Raw genomic sequence first — 20,188 nt, forward strand, 5'->3', positions numbered from 1 at the left:
ATCTCTTTCATTGATACGCCTGCCAATCTCATTTCTACAGCCTTCTGTTTGACTTCAACCGGATAACTCACTCTTGTCCCCATAGAAAAAACACCTCCATGTTTTATTTCGGATCACAACGATCCGTTTTCAAACTTGAAGGTGTTTTTTATTTGTCTCATCTTATGGGGTCAGTCCCATCGCACCTGTGCTTTTCTTTCGATTAAAAATCAAAGTTATCTGGATCTGGACCTGTGCGCTCATCTTCATTGAGCTGATCAATGACACCCATCTCACGTGCGGACAGCTCGAAATCGAAGACTTGTGTGTTTTCGATGATTCGGCTCTTTGTCACAGATTTTGGAATGGTGATAATGCCATGCTGCAAGTCCCAGCGAAGGATCACTTGCGCTACTGACTTGTCATGTTTTTTCGCGATATCCTGAAGAACAGGATGGTTTAGAAGCTTCCCGCTTCCTAATGGCGACCACGCCTCAACATGAATTCCTTTCGATTTGCAGTAGTCTCGTAAAGGCTCCTGCGTCAGCTTCGGATGCAGCTCGATTTGATTCACCATTGGCACAACTTCTGCCTCTTCCAATAAATCCTCTAAATGATGCTGATGGAAATTACACACTCCGATCGCTCGAACGCGTCCATCCTTATATAGTTTCTCTAGCGCTTTCCATGTTTCTTTATATTTGCCTTCAACTGGCCAATGAATTAAATAAAGGTCTAATACATCTAGCCCCAGCTTGTCCATACTTGTTTCAAAGGCTTCGAGTGTTGATTCATAGCCTTGATCATTATTCCAGACCTTTGTCGTAATGAATAGATCATCGCGCGAAATGCCTGATTGCTGAATGGCTTTGCCTACTCCTTCTTCATTTTGATAGGCTGCTGCTGTATCAATGCTGCGGTAGCCCGCTTCAAGAGCTTCTTTGACGGCATTTACAGCCTCATCTCCATCTTTTACCTGCCATACACCAAAGCCTAGCTTCGGCATTTTTACTCCGTTTGCTAATGTGACTGTATCTGTTAATCCACTCATCAAACAAACCTCCGCTTCATTTTTAACTACCAAGCACTATACCCTAATTTTCGATTGATCATGCATGAAATTCTGGCTGATCTATTTGATATATTTTCCTATATCAACTTGATTGGTGTCAACGATTTGATATTCGCTGATCCGATTTTTTGTTTTAGAACCATCATATGTTTCTAAATAAGCTTGATCATAAAAGATGAATCCGTATGTCGCTTTGCCATCCTCTAACACCCTGATCCAATAAGACTCTTTTGTGTCTTTTTTAGAGTCATTCACCTTCTTTAATTTCATACCCGAAAATTCCTTCAGCAGCTTTTGAATATCCTCTTTCTTTTCAACCATAACACGCTCATTATCATGCTCAATTTGAATCGAAGTCACCTTGTTTTGATCAATTGAGGCCACATCATCAAAAGAGTATGTTTTTGCATTGATTAGAAAATAAATACCAATTCCTAATAAAATAATGACGACTAAACCAATCATCCACTTTTTCAACCTAACTCCTCCTTCTATTCACACCACACCTATAAAAACAGTGAAGTCCAATCATCCTCCTCAGAAAATACCTGAATTCCGTGCTGTTTAAGCAAGGCGGATGTCACTCCATCTCCAGCTTTTGTCCCCCCGTTAAAATCTCCACGATAAATCATCCGGCTGCCGCAGGAGGGGCTGTACTCTTTTAACACAACTGCCGTCGCTTTTAGAGACTGAACCTGTTCCAGCGCGGCCTTCGCGCCTTTTACATACATCTCCGTGACATCATTTCCATGTACATCAATCACGGAGGCGAGGCCCTGTAATACATCATGTCCGTCTCCGCCAATGATTTCTGCGGGAGGCCTTGGCGTGGAAAGGCCGCCAAGCAGTTCAGGACAAACTGTCACAGCCTTTTCTTCCTGAACAAGCTCCTCAATTCGCTGATCTAATCGATGGCTGCCATTATACCGAACCTTCAACCCAGCAAGACAAGCACTGACGACAATCATGTATGTTCCTCACTTTTTTTGCTGACTTTAAAATAAATACATAAAGGCAAGAAACATATCGTATTCACCAAAAAGGGCAGAGCACAATACAAAGCAGCACCCCAAATTGGTTCTCCAGGTCCTGCAATACCAAAAAAATAAACAAATAATAGCACGCTGACAAACAATCCCACGAATGGCATGATGAATACGTATTTTTTATAATTTTCTATCATTTCTTTCTCCAATGAGCTCCCTCCCTTTCTTCATGGCCTCGAATAACATCAATATATGTTAATTTTACCATAAAAAACCGAAATCATCTCCTCTTTACGATGGTTTCGGTTTTTTATCTATATCTTTTCTTTCCAAGCCTTTAAGAAACGCTCAATCACTTGTAATTCATCTTCATGAAACTGCTGTAGAAATTCTAAATAGGACGTGACTGCATTTTCATGTAGTTCATCATGAAGCGCTGCCAATTGCTTTCCTTCCTCTGTCAAAGAATAATAGACAGATTTCTTATCACCCTGCCGGTGGCAATAGTCCACCATGCCTTTTTCAATTAGTTTTTTCACAGCCTTTGTAATAGCTGGCTTTGATAGTTTTAGTTGTTGAGATAGAAATGTATTGTTTGATTCGTTTGGATTGGCTTGAATCATCGATAAAATGTGAAGCTGTGTGAGTGTCCATTCTTGTTTGAGTGTATCAGTCGTGGTAATCAGTGGATCTGTTGGATCATTCCGTCTCTTTTCCCTATGCATAATCAGATCTTGAATCGCTTTTAATACAATCTGCTCTTTTGTTTCCATCTGAACCTCCACTCTTAACTGGTTAATAAAATGGTACTAATAATGAAGAAAGGAGTCAAAAGAAATGTCGATGTGAGTAAAATAATAGGACATCGGACCTGAAAATTGCATATGTACTTTTATACTAGATTCCCCTCAACCAGTCACATGCTATAATCATGGGGATGTCATCCAATTTATCAAAATGAAAAGGTGAGCTAAATGAAACCTGAACAACAAATGGCCATTCGCCAGTTAGAAGAAAAGATACACCTGTTTTCCTCTGCTGTAAACGGAACCTTCCTTGCATCGGACGATTTCGTTCTATCAAATACTCATATATCGACTGACACGTTCAATTTGCTCTTACCGACATCAGCTCAAATCCAAGATCCAAAAAAAGTGAAAGCAGCCATTGAACACATGCGGTCACAGAAACTCATCTTCAGCACATGGGTTGATCACCGTTTACTCCATCCTGATTGGGCTGATTTATTAAAGGAATATCAGCTTCAAGAGGTCGAACGCAATACCATCATGATGCTAGAGCATACAGGTGACATTGATCCAGTCACATCCCCAGCACTTACAATCAAGGAAGTTCTTGATGAGCAGACACTCTTTGATTACAAACATATCTTTATTGAACTATTCAAAGGGTCGAAAGAGGCCGCCGCCTTAGAAGACTATTTCCAGCGTTTTTCGATTGAAGCATTACACTCAAAAGCTCGCATGTTCGTGGGGTATGAACACCAAAAGCCGGTCACAACAGGCTTATTATTCGAGGCAAACGACAGCTACGGTATTTATGATGTCATGACAAGGGCCGAACACCGCGGAAAAGGACTTGGCAGTGACATGTTTCATTACCTTCTAACCCAGACAGAGAATAAACAAAAATGTGTCATCTTACAAGCATCAGCAGACGGCAAAAATATTTACCAGCGTGCCGGCTTCCAACCAATCGGCGAAATGGCCGTCTTTGAATAGAAAGGTACTTTCCCTTTGAAATGAACATAAAAAAGCTGCCTATCTTTAGGCAGCTATTCAGCATGATGCTGACGATCCATATAAAGCGGCGGTCTCTTCAGCGAAATCACCGCACAGCTAAAGGCAATCAGTACAAACACAGCACCGAATTTAGCCAGATCAACAGATGAACCGGTCATCGTAAACATGACTCCGCCAACCGCAGATCCAATCGAAATGCCGATTTGCAAAGCCGATGTATTTAAGCTCTGCTGAATATCAGACGTCACAGGATCTGTTTGAATCAAATAACTCTGCAAAGCAGGCGTCAGTGCCCAGCTGAGCGCACCCCAAAGGACAACCATGACCATAAAGAGCGCGAACACCCCCGCTGTATAAGGAATGGTAAACATGACAACCGCAAACGCGATTGTCACAAGCAAAATCGCTTTTCCTGAACCCAGTTTGTCACTCAGCCAGCCGCCAAATCCATTCCCGCCTATAGACGCAAGCCCGAAGATCAAATAACAAATACTAATCCAAAACGGGGTCATATGCAGAACTTCCATCAGAAATGGAGTGAAATAAGAATAAAGCATATAATGGCCTGCAAGCATAAACAAACTGATCAAGTGTGCACTAAAAATCTTCGGATGCCCTAAAGAACGAATCTGCTCTCTAAGAGGCGTCACTTTTTCAACAGGCATTTTTTCCAATAGAAAATAGATCAGCACCATCGATATGGCAGAAAGAATACTGATTCCTAAAAACATCACTCTCCAGCCAAAGCTCTCTGTAATAAAAATACCGATCGGTACACCGAGAACAAGTGAGGAGCTAATACCAATAAAAATCAGCCCTAATGCCTTCGCACGATGCGCTGGTTCCACCAATTTAGCAGTGATCGTCAGTGACAACACCACCACTAGCGCTGTGCTCATCGCGATCAACACCCTTGATATCATGACAAGGGCAAAGGTCGAACTAAAATAAGTGAACACATTCCCTAATGTAAACACCAATAACGCGATTAAATAAAGGCGCTTTCGTTCGATTTTGGCTGTAGCGGTCAGCAGCACGGGTGCTGAAATGGCATACACAATTGCAAATACCGTAATAAGCTGTCCGGCTGTTGCAAGAGACACATTCAAATCCTCTGCAAGACTTGGCAGAATGCCTCCGACCACAAGCTCAACTAATCCAACCGCAAAAGTAGAAACGGCTAATAAATATACTCTCCAGTTCATGTCTAACATCCCTTCTGTATATCATCGCTTTCACTTTTGATACAGGGTGCAGACAAACAAAAAAACCCTGATTACAAAAAAGGAAAGCGCGCTTTTGTAATCAGGATTTATCGGATCCTGGTAGAAACCCTCAAACCATATTATTGAGGTTATACAAGTCTATTTTTTTCTTCACATATATTAGCATAGCCTTACATAACTCGCAAGCTGTAAAAATAGAAAAATACTACCATTCCGTTACCTAAACAAAAGGCGCTGTAAAAGGAATCAGAACAACTTGCTTTCTCCCCCATTTACAGGTAAACTGATGAAAAATCAACGAACAAGGATCAACGTAGATCTGGAATAGTAGCTTGAATCGATCTTTAACAGAGAGGGAACGGTGCTGAGAAGTTCCTACTGACATCTTCAAGTGAACCTGCCGATTTAGTTCTGTTTCATACAGCGGTTCATACCGTTATCATGATTAAGTGTAAAGCTGTGCTTTAAATTAGGGTGGTACCACCAGGAATGGTCCCTAACTTAAAGTACAGCTTTTTTGTTTTTAAAAAGGAGGAACCTGCAATGTCAAAAAAACAATTTGTTGAGAAAATTACAAGCATGGAAGACGACTTTGCCCAGTGGTATACAGATGTTGTCACAAAGGCAAGGCTCGTCGATTATTCAAGCGTGAGAGGCAGTATGATCATTCAGCCGTACGGCTTTAAAATCTGGGAGAATATTCGCGACGAACTTGACCGCCAAATTAAAGAAACGGGTCATGAGAATGTCTATATGCCGCTTTTTATCCCAGAGAGCCTGCTTCAGCAGGAAAAAGATCATATCGAAGGCTTTGCTCCTGAAGTGGCGTGGGTGACACACGGCGGTGAATCCGAATTACAAGAAAGGCTCTGCGTCAGACCAACCTCTGAAGTGCTGTTCGCTGAGCATTACAAAAACATTATTCATTCCTACCGTGATTTACCGAAGCTATATAACCAATGGGCCAATGTTGTCCGCTGGGAAAAGACAACACGTCCCTTCCTCAGAACCCTTGAATTCCTATGGCAGGAAGGGCACACGTGCCATGAGACTGAGCAAGAAGCGATTGAAGAAACAGAAAGAATGCTTCACACTTACGCTTCTCTTTGCGAAGATCTCCTTGCCATTCCTGTCATTAAAGGGAGAAAAACAGAGAAGGAAAAATTCGCCGGCGCTCGCTTCACCTATACGGTTGAAAGCTTGATGCATGACGGAAAAGCGCTGCAAACTGCCACTTCTCATTTCTTCGGGAACGGATTTGCCAAAGCATTTGGCATCGAATTCTTAAACCGTGAAGGAAAACTAGAGCATGTCCAGCAAACCTCTTGGGGTTTCACAACAAGAATTATCGGCGCTATGATCATGGTGCATGGCGATGACAGAGGGCTCGTCCTCCCGCCAAATATTGCGCCAACCCAAGTGCGTATCGTGCCAATCGCTTCTCATAAAGAAGGGGTACTGGATCATGCCTACGAATTGAAGAATCGCCTCGCCCGCATCGCACGTGCTGACATCGACGCAACCGATAAACAGCCAGGCTGGAAATTCAACGAGTGTGAAATGCAGGGTATTCCGCTACGTGTAGAAGTAGGACCAAAGGACATCGAAAAAGGACAAGTGATGCTCGCAAGACGAGACACTGGTGAAAAGCAAGCTGTCACGTTAGATGCACTTGAACAAACCATCACAGCAACACTTGAAGACATCCAGCGGACGATGTACGAAAAAGCGAAAGAACGATTACACGAAAAGACATCACACGCCCACACAATCGAAGACATTGAGCAACTTCTTGCGGAAGAAAACCGATTGATTAAAGCCATGTGGTGCGGTGATGAAGCCTGTGAAAACGACATTAAAGAAAGAACAGGCGCGACCTCACGCTGTATCCCATTCGAACAGGAAACCATTTCTGACACATGTGTCTGCTGCGGCAAGCCTGCATCTGATATGGTGTTCTGGGCGAAAGCCTATTAAGAATATGAACGATAAAGGAGCATCTCTCATGATGCTTCTTTTTTGTTAAAAAGACCCAAACACCCATTGACCTCACCTGCATGATCCCCTATAATTCATATTAATATAATCGGTTTTTAAGACATTAACTGGAGTGGTGATACATGAAACGCTGGCCCTCATTCTTTGCCGAACGCTGTCCTAAATGTAAATCCGCATTAGAAGTCTCAAAGTCCAATGCCCTGCAAGGCAAAGTCGTGAAAACATGTCCCAACCTTCATTATCAAAAAGAGTACCACCCCGCACTAGAAACGTATATCGAGCACGATGACGTCCAATAAAAAAGACCAACATGTTTGCTTTGTTGGTCTTTTCTTTATAAAATATCCAGCCAAATTTTGACCGCTGTCGCCGTAATCATCACAGCAAGTGCCCATTGCAAGTAGACGGCATTGATTTTCTGACCGACCTTCGCACCAATCGGAGCTGCCACCAAACTTGCCGCCATCAGCACAACAGCAGGAAGAAGCATGACCTGACCCGTCAATACCTTTCCAGTCGATGCGCCTATCGCAGAAAGAAACGTAATCGCAAGTGACGACGCAATCGTCATCCGGACAGGTATTTTTAAAATAGACAGCATCACAGGCACTAAAATAAATGCGCCGCCTGCACCTAATACCCCTGAAACACTCCCAATCACAAAGGCAATAGCTGATGCCAGCCCTTTATGAAAAGTGACTTCTCCCTCTGCGTCTGCACGCTGCCCTTTTTTCGGAATCAGCATGAGAATAACCGCTACAATGGCGAGTAATCCATAGACGAGGTTCATCCCTTTCTCCGGCATAAAATGTGATACATAACTGCCTAATAAGCTGCCCGCCAATATACTGCTTCCCATATATAAAATCAGCGAGCGATGTAAAAATCCGCTTTTCCGATAAGCAAGTACACCACCCAGTGTCGAAAAAAGCACTTGAATGGCGCCAATCCCTGATACCTCGTGTGCTGATAGTGCCATCACACCGAGAAGAGGCGGGATATAAAGCAGCATGGGATAGTTGATCACAGATCCGCCGATCCCCACCATCCCTGATAAGAAGGAACCAATACATCCGATGATAAAAAGTGTAATCAAAAATGCAAAATCCACGCTGGTCTCCTCCTTTGCAAAAGGAAAAGGGGATCTTCAGCAGATACCCCTACATCCTTTAGGACCCTTTTCTCATCCAGAACTTCAACACGTGACCTTCTTCTGTCTGCGTGATCAATTCATGTCCGCTTGACTTCGCCCATGCGGCTAAGTCAGCTTTAGCCCCTTTATCTGTTGCATGTATTTCTAAAACTTGACCTTCCGCCAAGTCGTTCATTTTTTTCTTCGTTCGAATAATCGGCATTGGGCATGCGAGCCCTGTTACGTCTAATAGTTGATCAGATGTCATTTAATCGTTCCTCTTCTCTTATTTTATTGGACATTATCGAATCGCACAACGGTTTGGACCCATTTCCATTTCACGTTGCTCTTCCACATCTGGGTTCAGCTTCCCCATATTGGCTTGACGAATCTCTTGGAAGGCATGCGGCTGTGCAGGCAGACCTTCCGTCACCATCTTTCTAAACACATGTTGATCTTCAATATGGAGCCCATGATTTTCTTTTAAAAGTGAGCCGAGCTCCTTACAAACACTGCCGTCTTCATTCATTTCTTCGATGGTCATGAAGTGCGCAGGCAGAACGATGTATTCCTTTGAAAACGCCATATACCGTTCATAAAGCGTCTCTCTCAAATTATCTACCCAGTCCTCCGCCATTCCAGCAAGATCAGGTCTTCCAATTGAATCAATAAACAAAATATCACCTGAAAGAAGATATTGATTGTCTACGATAAAAGATGTTGAGCCGATTGTATGTCCCGGGGAATAAATGGGTTGAATATCAATAGAAGCTGTTCCAATCGTTATCTGCTGTCCTTCTTCAAGACGTTCATATTCAAAGGTTACCTCTTCTGCATCTTTTGGCGGCAGCCAGTAGGTAGCACCCGTTAGTTCAGCCAGCTTTTTCCCACCAGAAATATGATCCGCATGAAGGTGAGTATCCAACACATGCGTCACAGAGACATCATGCTTTTTCGCAAAATCGATATAGATCTCCGTCATTCGAGCTGCATCTACAACCGCGGCTTCTCCATTGGACACGATCATATAGGACAGACACCCTTTGCCCATCCGTACAAATTGATACAGCTCTCCACCGCCACTTAAATCACCTATTTTCACTGGCTCTAGATGCTCACTCCATGCCTTCATGCCGCCCTGCAAATAATGAACAGGCACGCCAGCCTCTGACAGCATCTCCGCCACCAGGATAGAGGAACCTTCCTTAGCACAAACCACCAATACTTCATGGTCACTAGGAATGTGCTGTAAAAGACCCTCTACTCCGTCAAGCAGATCAAAATAAGGCACATTCATATCAACGATTGCTTCCCCTTCAATCTTCCAGTCCTGCACATCTGCTTGATTTCGCACATCTAGCAAAAAGAGCGGCTCTTTGCCCACGATCTTTTTTGTTAACTGCTCTGCAGTCATGGCTTTTACCGTCATGTTTTATTCAGCTCCTATTTTTCAATGGCTCCTGTCCAGCTATTCATGCCTGGCACCACATTGATTAATTGTTGAAATCCTTTCTCTTTTAGCTTTTGCGCAGCTAATTCACTTCTTCTGCCTGAATGACAGATGAGATAAATGTCCGATTCTCTTGTTAACTCCTCAGCACGATGTTCCACCTCACCAAGCGGGATATGAACAGCTCCTGGGATATGCCCCGTTTCGTATTCATCCAGCTCTCGTACATCCAAAATAAACAGAGATTGATCTTCTTTTACCTTCTGTTGAAAGGCATTCAAAGATATTTCCGAAATCATGGACTCTTCCTCTTGCGCTCCGCCCTTACGAATCAAATGATGAAGCACCTGTCCTTCTACTTTTGTTCCTAAAAACTCATGGCCGGCACTTTTTGACCAAGCCGCTAAATCCGCTGCTGATCCTTTATCGGTAGCTTGCACTTCAAGTACATCTCCTGGCAAAAGCTCATTCATTTGTTTTTTTGTTTTCACAATCGGCATCGGGCATGCCAATCCTTTTGCATCTAAAATGACTGTTGGTTGCTGCATGTGATGTCCTCCTTTATATAGGGGTGGTGGTATATTTTCATGCGTGCTTAATGCCAAGCATTCATACCACCCTTGATGTTTGTAATATGAGTAAATCCTTGCTTCTTCAATATTTTCGCTGCCTGCATACTTCTCATTCCGCTTTGGCATATCACATAGACCTCTTTGTCTTTCGCAAGCTGATTTGCTTGTTCTTTTAGCTGAGGTAAAGGAATGTTTCGAAACCCTTTAATATGGTTTGTTTGAAATTCTACTGGTGATCGTACGTCAATGAGCTGTTGACCTTGGTTTTTCAGTTTTTTCTTCATATCAGCTGCATCCATTTGGTTCACACCTCGTACCGGCAGGAACCGGCTCACGAGTAAGCCAATCACCAGGATGAACAAAATCGTTTGAATCATTTCATCACCTCACTAAATAAATAAATTCACACTTCCGATTTCAGCCTCTGCTAAATAAGCGGCCACACCAGCATATTGAATGTCATCTAATAATTCTTTCTCCTGCAGCCCTAAAAGGTCCATCGTCATTGTACATGCTACGAGATTAATCTCCTGTTCCTTCGCCATATCAATGAGCTGCGGCAAGGTCATGGCATTGTGCTTTTTGATCACGTGCTTAATCATTTTTGGACCCATTCCAGCAAAATTCATCTTTGAAATGCCCATTCGATCAGCCCCGCGCGGCATCATCTTGCCAAACATTTTTTCTAAAAAACCTTTTTTCATTGGCACCATTTCATCCTTGCGCAAGGCATTCAGCCCCCAAAAGGTATGAAAAATCGTCACCTCATGATCATAGGCTGCTGCACCATTGGCAATAATGTATGCCGCCATCGCTTTATCATAATCTCCACTAAATAGCACAATCGTCGTGCGTTTCTTCTGTCCTTCCATTCTGCTCCTCCTTCATCATTACCCATGGGGGTATATAAAAACCAAAAAATATATACACATACCGGTAAGGGTATATTATAACAAGTAAAAAAATCCGTCAACCTTCAAAGGCTGAAGAATTTTTTACCGGCTTTTCACCAATAGCTCAACCGCTTCTTTCACAAGCCCCTCCGTATCCTTGCCTTGTTCAAGGCTTTCACGGACACATTGTTCAAGATTTGTACTCACAATCACACCCATTGCACGATCAATGGCATTGCGTGATGCAGACAGCTGCGTCACCACCTCGCGACAATCCTTTCCCTGCTCCATCATCGCAAGAACCCCTTTAATCTGCCCCTCAATCCGGCGAAGACGGTTCTTCATCTGTTGATTATATTCCATTCACAAATACCCCTTTCTATTTTTTCTATGAACAGATAGTATACCCTAAGAGGTATTTAGTCAAACGACTTGCCTTTCTCTTTTGTAGAGAACGTATGTGAAAAGAATTGCACATTCCACCATTTATTGATAAAAAGAAAATAATCAACGAACGAGAAATCATTGAAGAAAAGAGGACAGCCCATGACTTTACATCATTATATTGGTTCAAACAAAGAACTGCCGCTTGGTACCATTGGTCAAAATCCTACCTATAAACCATTCTCTGAACTCAATATCAACATGTTTGATAAAAAACAAAAAAAGCCAAAAACCTATCAAAAAGAAGAACTTTTGATAGAAGTATTTGAAACAGAAGAGGATTTCGAAGGTATTCACATTGATTATCTAGATCCCGTCTATGAAGCGGTAAGAAACAAATTCACGCATCCTTTTGTTTATGAATTAGACATCATTCATTCTCTTCGTGCACTTTTTAAATTCATTGAAAAAAGAGCTGTCAAAAGGAGAAACCATCGAAATCTATTCTTGTGTAGATGGACTCGAAACGAAAGAAAAGGATGATCAATTGGATGTAGAAATTGACCTAAGCAAAAAACGATTTGGAAAACATATCGATTTTAAAGAGATCGATGAACTGATTGATATGTTTGAATTAGAAAACTTACAATATGTGTTGGTGAAGAAATAGACCTCCTGCGGTAAAAGTATAGAGAAAAGGGGACATTATCATGAACTTGACATGTGAATCTAAAAATTTTGATGATTATTTATGTGAACTAGCTGAAGTTGATTATTCTCATCCTCTTATTCGAGCAAAATCAAATGAACTTTTCAATCCATTGCAGACAGAAATAGAAAAAGCAAAAGCAGCCTATGAGTTTGTTCGAGATGAAATTCCCCATACATGGGATATCCAATCCAAACGAGTGACTTGTCATGCATCAGAGGTATTAACTTATAAAGAGGGAATTTGCTACGCAAAATCGAACCTATTGGCTGCTCTATTGCGCTCACAAGGAATACCCACAGGTTTCTGTTACCAGCGATTAATGTTGTTCGATACGCCAGATAAAGGATATTGTATTCACGCATTAAATGCAGTATTTCTGCAATCACTTAATAAATGGATTCGATTAGACTCTCGTGGCAACAAAACAGGAATTGATGCTCAATTCTCACTGGATCATGAAAGATTAGCTTTTCATACCCAACAAGAATTAGATGAAGTCGACTATCCTTTGATATATGTAAGACCCCATCCAAAAACAATGAGTATTTTAAAAGAACATACAGACGCTATTGAGATGTATCAACACCATTTACCAGAAAAGATATAGGCTTGGGGCCAAGAACCTTCGACAAAGCCAAACGTGAAAATAAACCGGTGCTTGTTAGCATCGGTTATGTCCCTTGTCACTGACGGCTTGGGATCTATTTTATATTAACGAAACCTAGCCTTCAATCAAACGTTTTAACTTAAGCTCCGTATCAGTATCCTCAACTGGAGTATAGACGCTGCATCTTAGATCAGTATCTCCATACACTTGTAATGAAGTGAGATTAAACAACATTTTACCTGCCTTAGCATGACGAAATTCAATTAATACTTCAGGTGCATAGCTGATCTCATTTTCATTCCAGATTTTACGAAACTCAGGATATGCCTGCTCCATTTCTTCTATAAATTGCTCATACCAGTCATCTGCCACATACTGTCCATAATACGTTCTAAATATGGCGATATATCCTCTAACAAAATGCTCCCAATTCACCGCTAAACTTTTAAATTCCTTTCTTGCGAATAGTAAGCGTATGATATTCCTTTCTGCCGGATTGATTTGTTCAAAGTCCAAAAATACATTCGCAGCTGCTTGATTCCAGCCAACAATCTGACTTCTTCTATCCGATACAATCGTCGGGCAATAACGAAGTTCCTGCAAAATTTTCACTAAAGCCGGACTGATTTCCTTCTCATTCTCAATGATAAAGGATTGTTTCACTCCTTCCTCTAACGCTAAAGCGTACAAATATCTCCTTTCATCGTTATTTAATTGTAATGCACGAGAAATCGCATCTAATACCGAAGTCGATACCTTTATATCTCTTCCTTGCTCTAACCATGTATACCAAGTAAGACTCACACCGGCTAGTTGAGCCACTTCTTCTCTTCTTAGTCCTGGTGTTCTTCTGCGGGTGCCTACAGGTAGACCAACCATTTGGGGCGTAATTTTCGAACGTTGGTTTTTTAGAAATTCTGATAATGCTTGAAGTCTTGTTTCAGGTTTCATGAAGATCTCCCTTTAAAATATTATTAATTATACTAGGATAAACAACAACTTGTAATAGGATAACACAATGGCTAAAGTTAATAAAAACAAGGAGGGAATGATCATGAAAAGAGTTGTCATTACTGGAATGGGAATTATTTCTCCACTTGGAAATGATGTAAATAGCTTTTGGAATCAACTAATCAAAGGACAATCGGGAATATCTCTCATTGATTCTTTTGATACAACTGATTATAAAACAAAAATAGCTGGAATCGTTCGTGATTTCGATGCAGATGAAATATTGGGAAGAAAAGAAGCAAAACGATTAGACCGTTTTAGTCAGTTTGCCTTAGCAGCAGCCGAACAAGCATTAGAAAATTCGCAATTACAGTTAGATCAAGTTGATCTTGAACGTTTAGGCGTATATGTTGGTTCAGGAATCGGGGGAATCCAATCGCTTGTTGATCATGTCAATGTATTAGATAAACGAGGTCCCTCAAGAGTAAGCCCCAGCCTTGTCCCCATGATGATTTCAAATGCAGCTGCGGCCCAAATCAGCATTAGATTAGGGGCACAAGGGCCATCATTGTCACCAGTCACAGCTTGTTCTATTGGGAACACCGCTATTGGTGAAGCTTTCAATGCGATCCGAAATGATGATGCAGATATTATATTTGCCGGTGGAGCAGAAGCTGCTGTTTCACAGATATCTTTGGCCAGTTTTGGAAACGCACACGCACTATCTACTAGAAACCAAGACCCAAGCCGGGCAAGCCGTCCCTTCGATACAGATAGAGATGGCTTTGTGATGAGTGAAGGCGCAGGTATCTTAGTATTAGAATCATTAGAAAACGCGATTCTTAGAGATGCGCCGATACTATGTGAAGTAGTTGGGTACGGAGCTAGTTCAGTCGCTCATCATATGGTAGCATCCCACCCAGAAGGTAAAGGTGCCTACTTAGCCATGAAAAAAGCATTGAGAAGTGCAAATATATCAACAGATGACATCGATGTTATTAGTGCTCATGCAACAAGTACACAAGTAGGTGATCGTTCAGAAGTTCTAGCTATTAAGAAATTATTTGGTGATCGTTCAGGTGAAATTCCAACAACGGCAAACAAATCAATGACAGGGCATATGTTTGGTGCTGCTGGCGGAGTAGAAGCCATTGCTTTAGTGGAAAGTTTGAGACGAGGAATGATTCCGCCAACTATTAATGTAGAGAATCAAGATCCAGACTGCAACTTAGATGTTGTATTAGAAGCGAGACAGCTTCCATTGAAATATGGGCTATCCAATTCTTTTGGTTTTGGAGGACATAATTCAGCCATCTTGTTAAAGCATTACGATTGATGTAGCTATCAAGGGTTTATAGCCCTTGATTTTTTCATTTTGGGAACACTCACAGACAAATGATGACGAGCCTCAGCAATCTGATATATTAAATGGAGAAAAGAGAATACTAAAAAACATTTAGAAAGCAGGTGACCCATGTCAAACAACGAAACATCCAACCCACTCATCAATGAAAGATCACCATATCTCCTTCAGCATGCCCACAACCCAGTTCACTGGTACCCGTGGGGGCAAGAAGCCTTCGATAAAGCCAAACGTGAAAATAAACCAGTGCTTGTCAGCATCGGTTACGCCACTTGTCACTGTCTTTTAGTATTCATTATATATTTATCTGCTTGCCAATTCCTTAATCATTAAACCCAATTCATAAATTCCCTTTTGTAGGTCTTCAAGAGATGCATAAGCATATGATAAGCGAATATAGTTCCCCTTTTCTTGAGCATAGATACTGCCGAGATTGAGAAGTATCCCTTTTGTCAAAGCTTTTGTATAAAGTGATTTCATAGATAGTGAAGGCAATATTTTTACCCAGACAAAGAATCCTCCCTTCGGAATATTCCATGTAGCAACATTCTTCAAATTGGTTTCTAAAAGACTCATGACCAATTGCCTTCTCACCTTTAATTGACTTCTCACCTGTTCTAGATGTTGTTGGTATTCACCGGATGTAAACCACTCTGCCGCTACTCTTTGGGATAACGAACTGGAGCCGTAATCTGTTTGCATTTTTATGTCGGATAAACGTTCAATCACTGATTCTGGACCGACGATCCATCCAATTCTTAAGCCGGGGCTTAATGTCTTAGATAAACTTCCTATGTAAAGCACATGCCCATTTTTATCTATTGTTTTAATAGGATTTGGAGGAATCTCATCGATCCATAACTCACGATATATGTCATCTTCAATAATGGGAAGCTGTGCATTCTCACTTGCCGCAAGTATTTCTTCCCGTCGCCGTTCTGACATTGAGATACCGGTTGGATTATGAAAACAGGGATTTGTATATAATATAGCCCTCCCCCGCTCCCCCCTTGCCACGTGGATATGTTCCGGCAAAAGTCCATCATTATCCATAGGAACTCCAGTCAGCTTCATACCGGCTGATTGAAATACGTGTAATGAATAAAGATAGGACGGCTGGTCAAGATAAACGGTCGATCCCCTTTGTAAAAGCCCCATTGATATTAGCTGTAAGGCTTGCAACGCACCCGAAACAATAAGAATGGAAGAGGATGAGCCTTGAATTCCGATTGTTCTTAAATAGCCACTTAATGCCTCTCTCAAAGGTAAATATCCTTTTGGTTCCTCATATCCGAATGCCTCTATGTTTTGAGATACCTTTCCCATCATCTCTTTCATAGCAGTTAAAGGAAAAATCTCCTTTGAAAGTTCTCCTTTACTGAGCTGTATAAGATCAGAATTTGATTCTGATTTATTGATCTCTTGAACGATTTTTTGGCTTGGCCGCTGGATTCCAGAGGTTACATACTGATCCCAATCGGGGGCGGAATTCTTAGCCAAAAGTGTCCATGTATTGTTCGTAACAACCGTCCCTTTTCCCATTCTGCCTTCGATTAATCCGTCCGCCATCAATTCCTCTAAAGCTGTAATTACTGTGCTCCTATTCACCTCAAAGTGTTTGGCAAGCGTGCGCTGACTTGGAATCTTACTTCCAATCGGCCATTCTCCATTTCCTATTTTATCTTTTATAAATTGAATGATTTGTATGTACTTAGGAAGCTTTCTCATCCTTCTTTCTTCTGAAGCGCTCATAAAAAGTATCCTCCTTAAAAACTAAAGTGGTTGGGTCAAAATCTATTTAACTGGTTGAAGTCATATCATCAAATCTTTATTAGTATAGAAACACATTAAATAACTGGTTGGTTTTTGTAAAGAGGAGTGAGAAAAATGCGAAAGAAAACAATTCGAATCGGCATATCTTACAGTCTGATGATTGGGTTGTGGGCATCAGCTTTCCCGGGAATTCGCGCGGGTTTGGAGAGTTATACGCCGGAACACCTCGCTTTGTTTCGCTTGTTGATTGGGTCAATGGCATTGTTGGTTTTTGCTGTTTTGACTCATATGCATTTACCCGACATGAAGGATATCCCTGCTATTTTATCTTTAGGATTTTTAGGTTTTACACTATATCACATTTTGCTGAATATCGGAGAAAAAACAGTCAGCGCAGGGGTAGCAAGCTTACTCGTGACCATGACACCTATTTTTTCTGCAATGTTATCTCGTCTGTTTTTTGGTGAACATTTTGGTTCTTATAAATGGATCGGCTCTATTATAAGTTTATTGGGTGTGTTGATCATTTCATTTGGGGCGGGAAACTATACAAATTCAGTGAACGGCATTTTGTTAATCCTGCTGGCAGCATTTTCGGAGAGTATTTATTTCGTTTTTCAAGCTCGCTATATAAAAAAATATGGATTTATTCCATTTGTTACATTCACTATTTGGGGCGGGACAATACCTATGCTTGTATTTCTGCCTGGCTTAGTGGAAGAGTTTTTGAACGCTTCAATGAACTCAACTTTGTCTATCGTTTATTTAGGTTTATTACCAACGGTTGTGCCTTACTTTGCACTTGCGTATGTAACTTCACTTGTCGGTGCTTCAGAAGCAACAATTTCACTTTATTTAACACCAGCCGTAGCCTTGGCCATTTCTTGGGTATGGTTAGGTGAAGTACCTACGTTTATTGCACTGACAGGCGGGATGGTTACAGTCATCGGGGTGTGTTTCTCCTATCTAACAGTAAATAAAAAGATAAAGATTTTAATTCCTTATTTCTTATCTAAAAAGCAATAAGGTGATGAAGTTAACCCTGAAAATAGAGTCATAAGCAGTTCTCCTTTTTAATAACTTGGGTTTGATTCACAAAATGGAGTGTATGAATTTTTTTAGGGAATTATGGTATGTTAAACGTACAAATTAATAGAAAGCAGGTGATCCCATGCCAAACAAAAGTAAACCCAATAGATTAATCGCTGAGAAGTCTCCTTATTTACTTCAACATGCTCATAACCCTGTGGACTGGTTCCCTTGGGGAGAAGAAGCTTTTCAAAAAGCGAAACGCGAAAACAAGCCTGTTCTCGTATCTATTGGGTATGGATAACCAAAGGAACATGTCACTGGTGCCACGTCATGGCACACGAAAGCTTTGAAGATCAACAAGTCGCTGACATCTTAAACGAGCATTTTATTTCGATTAAAGTCGATCGTGAGGAGCGTCCAGACATCGACTCTATGTATATGTCTGTTTGTCAGATGATGACGGGTCAAGGCGGCTGGCCGCTCAACGTGTTTGTCACGCCGGATCAAAAGCCTTTTTATGCGGGGACATATTTCCCAAAAAGAAGTGCATACGGGCGTCCTGGCTTCATCGAGGCACTGACACAATTGCTGGATGCGTACCATAACGACCGAGATCATATTGAATCATTGGCTGAGAAAGCGACAAATAACTTGCGGATTAAAGCAGCTGGGCAGACAGAAAACACACTGTCTCAAGAGGCAGTTCACAAAGCCTATTATCAGCTCATGAGCAGCTTTGATACGCTGTATGGCGGATTCGGCTCCGCACCAAAATTTCCTGCACCTCATATGCTCTCATTTCTGATGCGCTATTACGAATGGACTGAACAGGAGAATGCGCTGTATGCAGTTACGAAAACGTTAGATGGAATGGCAAATGGCGGTATATATGACCATATTGGTTCCGGCTTTTCTCGTTATTCGACGGATGAAAAATGGCTTGTGCCGCATTTTGAAAAAATGCTGTATGATAACGCGCTGCTGATGGAAGCTTACACAGAAGCGTATCAGCTCACCTCAAAACCTGAGTATAAAAAGCTTGTCCAACACCTGATCCAATTTATTAAACAAGATATGATGAATCCGGGCGGCTCATTTTATTCAGCGATAGATGCAGATTCTGAAGGGAAAGAAGGACAATATTACGTCTGGTCAAAAGATGAGATCATCACCCATTTAGGGGAGGAGCTTGGCGATTTATTTTGCGAAGTCTATCACATCACAGAAGAGGGGAACTTTGAAGGGGAGAACATCCCTCATACCATTTCTACCTCTTTTGAGGACATCAAAGCCTCTTTTTCGATCGGTGATAAAACCCTTCAGTCTAAGCTGCAAGAAGCCCGGTATATTTTACAATCAGTCAGACAGCAGCGACCCGCGCCGCTTGTCGATGACAAGGTGCTTACATCTTGGAATGCGCTGATGATCGCAGCTCTCGCCAAAGCAGGAAGGGTCTTTGATGAAGAGGAAGCGATCCATATGGCGAAGCAGGCGATGTCTTTTCTAGAAACACATCTTGTTCAACATGAGCGGCTCATGGTCCGCTACAGAGAAGATGACGTGAAGCATCTCGGCTTTATCGAGGATTATGCGCATATGTTAAAAGCCTATATGTCTTTATACGAAGCGACCTTTGAATTAGATTGGCTGGAAAAAGCCACAGCCATTGCCGAGAACATGTTTGAGCTGTTTTGGGACAAGGAAAAAGGGGGCTTTTTCTTCTCAGGATCAGACGCGGAAGCGCTCATCGTTCGAGAAAAAGAAGTGTACGACGGTGCCATGCCTTCTGGCAACAGCACTGCACTCAAGCACCTTCTCATGCTAAGCAGACTGACCGGACGTCAGGATTGGCTAGACACATTACAGCAGATGTTCCAAGCCTTTTATGTCGATGTCTCTTCCTACCCAAGTGGACACACAGCGTTTCTGCAAGGGCTCCTAAGTCAATATGCAACGAAAAGAGAAATCATCATTCTCGGAAAAAACGGCGACCCTCAAAAAGAACAGCTTTTACAGGCGCTTCAAAAACGCTTCGTGCCATTTGATATCATATTGACTGCCGAAACAGGGAAAGAATTAGCGAAGCTCGCGCCCTTTACAAAAGATTACAAAACAATCGATGGCAAAACCACCGTGTATATTTGTGAAAACTACAGCTGCCGCCAGCCAATCACCAATATCGACGAAGTGATGGAACAATTATTCCACAATTGAGTTTGTCATGAGATGACTATGAGAAGACAAAATGAGGACAAACAGATAAAAAACATGTCAATCCGCTAACAAATTGTCTGT

The 20,188-nt window shown here is 41.7% G+C and carries 23 protein-coding genes, 2 pseudogenes and 1 riboswitch; of the genes and pseudogenes, 10 read left to right on the top strand and 15 right to left on the bottom strand.

The genetic code is table 11. The features are described 5' to 3' along the window. Positions 1 to 202: 202 nt before the first annotated feature. From ASE42_RS17770 to ASE42_RS17790, 5 genes are all read right to left on the bottom strand, one after another. Complete coding sequence (locus tag ASE42_RS17770) at positions 203 to 1,030, bottom strand: aldo/keto reductase (protein ID WP_056768453.1); 828 nt, start codon at positions 1,028 to 1,030, stop codon at positions 203 to 205. A gap of 81 nt (positions 1,031 to 1,111) precedes the next feature. Beyond that, positions 1,112 to 1,528, bottom strand: coding sequence for a DUF5301 domain-containing protein (locus ASE42_RS17775; RefSeq protein WP_056768455.1), 417 nt, complete (start codon positions 1,526 to 1,528; stop codon positions 1,112 to 1,114). A gap of 29 nt (positions 1,529 to 1,557) precedes the next feature. Next, positions 1,558 to 2,019, bottom strand: a complete 462-nt coding sequence (locus ASE42_RS17780; RefSeq protein WP_056768458.1) for a DUF523 domain-containing protein — start codon at positions 2,017 to 2,019, stop codon at positions 1,558 to 1,560. Beyond that, a complete protein-coding gene (locus ASE42_RS17785) occupies positions 2,016 to 2,246 on the bottom strand; it encodes a hypothetical protein (protein WP_056768461.1) in 231 nt (76 codons plus the stop codon). The genes ASE42_RS17780 and ASE42_RS17785 overlap by 4 nt, the downstream gene beginning before the upstream one ends. Before the next feature lie 105 nt (positions 2,247 to 2,351). Then, entirely contained in the window at positions 2,352 to 2,810 is a 459-nt protein-coding gene (locus ASE42_RS17790; protein WP_041106150.1) for a MarR family transcriptional regulator, read from the bottom strand. A gap of 201 nt (positions 2,811 to 3,011) precedes the next feature. Between ASE42_RS17790 and ASE42_RS17795 the strand changes: the two genes are divergently transcribed. Continuing rightward, positions 3,012 to 3,779 carry a GNAT family N-acetyltransferase gene (locus tag ASE42_RS17795; protein WP_056768464.1) on the top strand — a complete coding sequence of 256 codons (768 nt, stop codon included), beginning with the start codon at positions 3,012 to 3,014 and terminating at the stop codon, positions 3,777 to 3,779. Positions 3,780 to 3,832: 53 nt separating this feature from the next. On the opposite strand, the gene ASE42_RS17800 is transcribed toward ASE42_RS17795, so the two are convergent. Then, entirely contained in the window at positions 3,833 to 5,005 is a 1,173-nt protein-coding gene (locus ASE42_RS17800; protein ID WP_025092506.1) for an MFS transporter, read from the bottom strand. A 77-nt stretch (positions 5,006 to 5,082) separates the two neighbouring features. After that, positions 5,083 to 5,182: riboswitch (purine riboswitch) on the bottom strand. A gap of 387 nt (positions 5,183 to 5,569) precedes the next feature. Here ASE42_RS17800 and proS point away from each other — a divergent pair. Both proS and ASE42_RS19130 read left to right on the top strand, forming a co-directional pair. Continuing rightward, positions 5,570 to 7,003: a proline--tRNA ligase gene (gene proS / locus ASE42_RS17805; protein WP_056768467.1), complete on the top strand. Its 1,434-nt coding sequence runs from the start codon at positions 5,570 to 5,572 to the stop codon at positions 7,001 to 7,003. 143 nt (positions 7,004 to 7,146) lie between these two features. Next, positions 7,147 to 7,323 carry a hypothetical protein gene (locus tag ASE42_RS19130; protein ID WP_162860209.1) on the top strand — a complete coding sequence of 59 codons (177 nt, stop codon included), beginning with the start codon at positions 7,147 to 7,149 and terminating at the stop codon, positions 7,321 to 7,323. Positions 7,324 to 7,358: 35 nt separating this feature from the next. On the opposite strand, the gene ASE42_RS17810 is transcribed toward ASE42_RS19130, so the two are convergent. From ASE42_RS17810 to ASE42_RS17840, 7 genes are all read right to left on the bottom strand, one after another. Further along, complete coding sequence (locus ASE42_RS17810) at positions 7,359 to 8,135, bottom strand: sulfite exporter TauE/SafE family protein (RefSeq protein ID WP_056768469.1); 777 nt, start codon at positions 8,133 to 8,135, stop codon at positions 7,359 to 7,361. 58 nt (positions 8,136 to 8,193) lie between these two features. Beyond that, positions 8,194 to 8,424 carry a sulfurtransferase TusA family protein gene (locus tag ASE42_RS17815; protein ID WP_024427452.1) on the bottom strand — a complete coding sequence of 77 codons (231 nt, stop codon included), beginning with the start codon at positions 8,422 to 8,424 and terminating at the stop codon, positions 8,194 to 8,196. A 33-nt stretch (positions 8,425 to 8,457) separates the two neighbouring features. Beyond that, positions 8,458 to 9,585, bottom strand: a complete 1,128-nt coding sequence (locus ASE42_RS17820) for an MBL fold metallo-hydrolase (protein ID WP_056768470.1) — start codon at positions 9,583 to 9,585, stop codon at positions 8,458 to 8,460. A 14-nt stretch (positions 9,586 to 9,599) separates the two neighbouring features. Then, complete coding sequence (locus ASE42_RS17825; protein WP_056768472.1) at positions 9,600 to 10,154, bottom strand: sulfurtransferase TusA family protein; 555 nt, start codon at positions 10,152 to 10,154, stop codon at positions 9,600 to 9,602. Between the two features lie 47 nt (positions 10,155 to 10,201). Next, positions 10,202 to 10,555 (bottom strand): rhodanese-like domain-containing protein, encoded by a 354-nt coding sequence (locus ASE42_RS17830; RefSeq protein WP_056768474.1) that lies wholly within the window; start codon positions 10,553 to 10,555, stop codon positions 10,202 to 10,204. A 12-nt stretch (positions 10,556 to 10,567) separates the two neighbouring features. After that, positions 10,568 to 11,050: a DsrE/DsrF/DrsH-like family protein gene (locus ASE42_RS17835; RefSeq protein WP_056768476.1), complete on the bottom strand. Its 483-nt coding sequence runs from the start codon at positions 11,048 to 11,050 to the stop codon at positions 10,568 to 10,570. A gap of 123 nt (positions 11,051 to 11,173) precedes the next feature. Beyond that, positions 11,174 to 11,434 carry a metal-sensitive transcriptional regulator gene (locus ASE42_RS17840; RefSeq protein ID WP_003217059.1) on the bottom strand — a complete coding sequence of 87 codons (261 nt, stop codon included), beginning with the start codon at positions 11,432 to 11,434 and terminating at the stop codon, positions 11,174 to 11,176. A 183-nt stretch (positions 11,435 to 11,617) separates the two neighbouring features. Here ASE42_RS17840 and ASE42_RS17845 point away from each other — a divergent pair. Next, positions 11,618 to 12,125, top strand: a pseudogene (locus tag ASE42_RS17845) (hypothetical protein). 40 nt (positions 12,126 to 12,165) lie between these two features. Continuing rightward, the gene (locus tag ASE42_RS17850; protein WP_025092498.1) at positions 12,166 to 12,774 is read left to right on the top strand and encodes a transglutaminase-like domain-containing protein; all 609 of its coding nucleotides are present in this window, start codon (positions 12,166 to 12,168) and stop codon (positions 12,772 to 12,774) included. A 114-nt stretch (positions 12,775 to 12,888) separates the two neighbouring features. On the opposite strand, the gene ASE42_RS17855 is transcribed toward ASE42_RS17850, so the two are convergent. After that, the gene (locus tag ASE42_RS17855; protein ID WP_024424426.1) at positions 12,889 to 13,725 is read right to left on the bottom strand and encodes a helix-turn-helix transcriptional regulator; all 837 of its coding nucleotides are present in this window, start codon (positions 13,723 to 13,725) and stop codon (positions 12,889 to 12,891) included. Positions 13,726 to 13,828: 103 nt separating this feature from the next. On the opposite strand from ASE42_RS17855, the gene fabF reads away from it, so the two are divergent. Both fabF and ASE42_RS18875 read left to right on the top strand, forming a co-directional pair. Then, entirely contained in the window at positions 13,829 to 15,061 is a 1,233-nt protein-coding gene (gene fabF, locus ASE42_RS17860) for a beta-ketoacyl-ACP synthase II (protein WP_056768478.1), read from the top strand. 138 nt (positions 15,062 to 15,199) lie between these two features. Next, positions 15,200 to 15,421 (top strand): DUF255 domain-containing protein, encoded by a 222-nt coding sequence (locus ASE42_RS18875; protein WP_082580812.1) that lies wholly within the window; start codon positions 15,200 to 15,202, stop codon positions 15,419 to 15,421. On the opposite strand, the gene ASE42_RS17865 is transcribed toward ASE42_RS18875, so the two are convergent. Continuing rightward, positions 15,392 to 16,840 carry a PLP-dependent aminotransferase family protein gene (locus ASE42_RS17865; protein WP_056768480.1) on the bottom strand — a complete coding sequence of 483 codons (1,449 nt, stop codon included), beginning with the start codon at positions 16,838 to 16,840 and terminating at the stop codon, positions 15,392 to 15,394. The two genes, ASE42_RS18875 and ASE42_RS17865, sit on opposite strands and share 30 nt — an antisense overlap. 135 nt (positions 16,841 to 16,975) lie before the next feature. On the opposite strand from ASE42_RS17865, the gene ASE42_RS17870 reads away from it, so the two are divergent. From ASE42_RS17870 to ASE42_RS19400, 3 genes and pseudogenes are all read left to right on the top strand, one after another. Beyond that, a complete protein-coding gene (locus tag ASE42_RS17870; protein ID WP_056768481.1) occupies positions 16,976 to 17,887 on the top strand; it encodes a DMT family transporter in 912 nt (303 codons plus the stop codon). A gap of 145 nt (positions 17,888 to 18,032) precedes the next feature. Next, positions 18,033 to 18,214, top strand: a pseudogene (locus tag ASE42_RS19395) (DUF255 domain-containing protein); the annotation flags it as partial. 9 nt (positions 18,215 to 18,223) lie between these two features. Then, positions 18,224 to 20,107: a thioredoxin domain-containing protein gene (locus ASE42_RS19400; protein ID WP_056768482.1), complete on the top strand. Its 1,884-nt coding sequence runs from the start codon at positions 18,224 to 18,226 to the stop codon at positions 20,105 to 20,107. Positions 20,108 to 20,188: the final 81 nt, after the last annotated feature.

Source organism: Bacillus sp. Root920 (genome assembly GCF_001429445.1).
GTDB classification, from domain to species: Bacteria; Bacillota; Bacilli; order Bacillales; family Bacillaceae; genus Bacillus; species Bacillus safensis.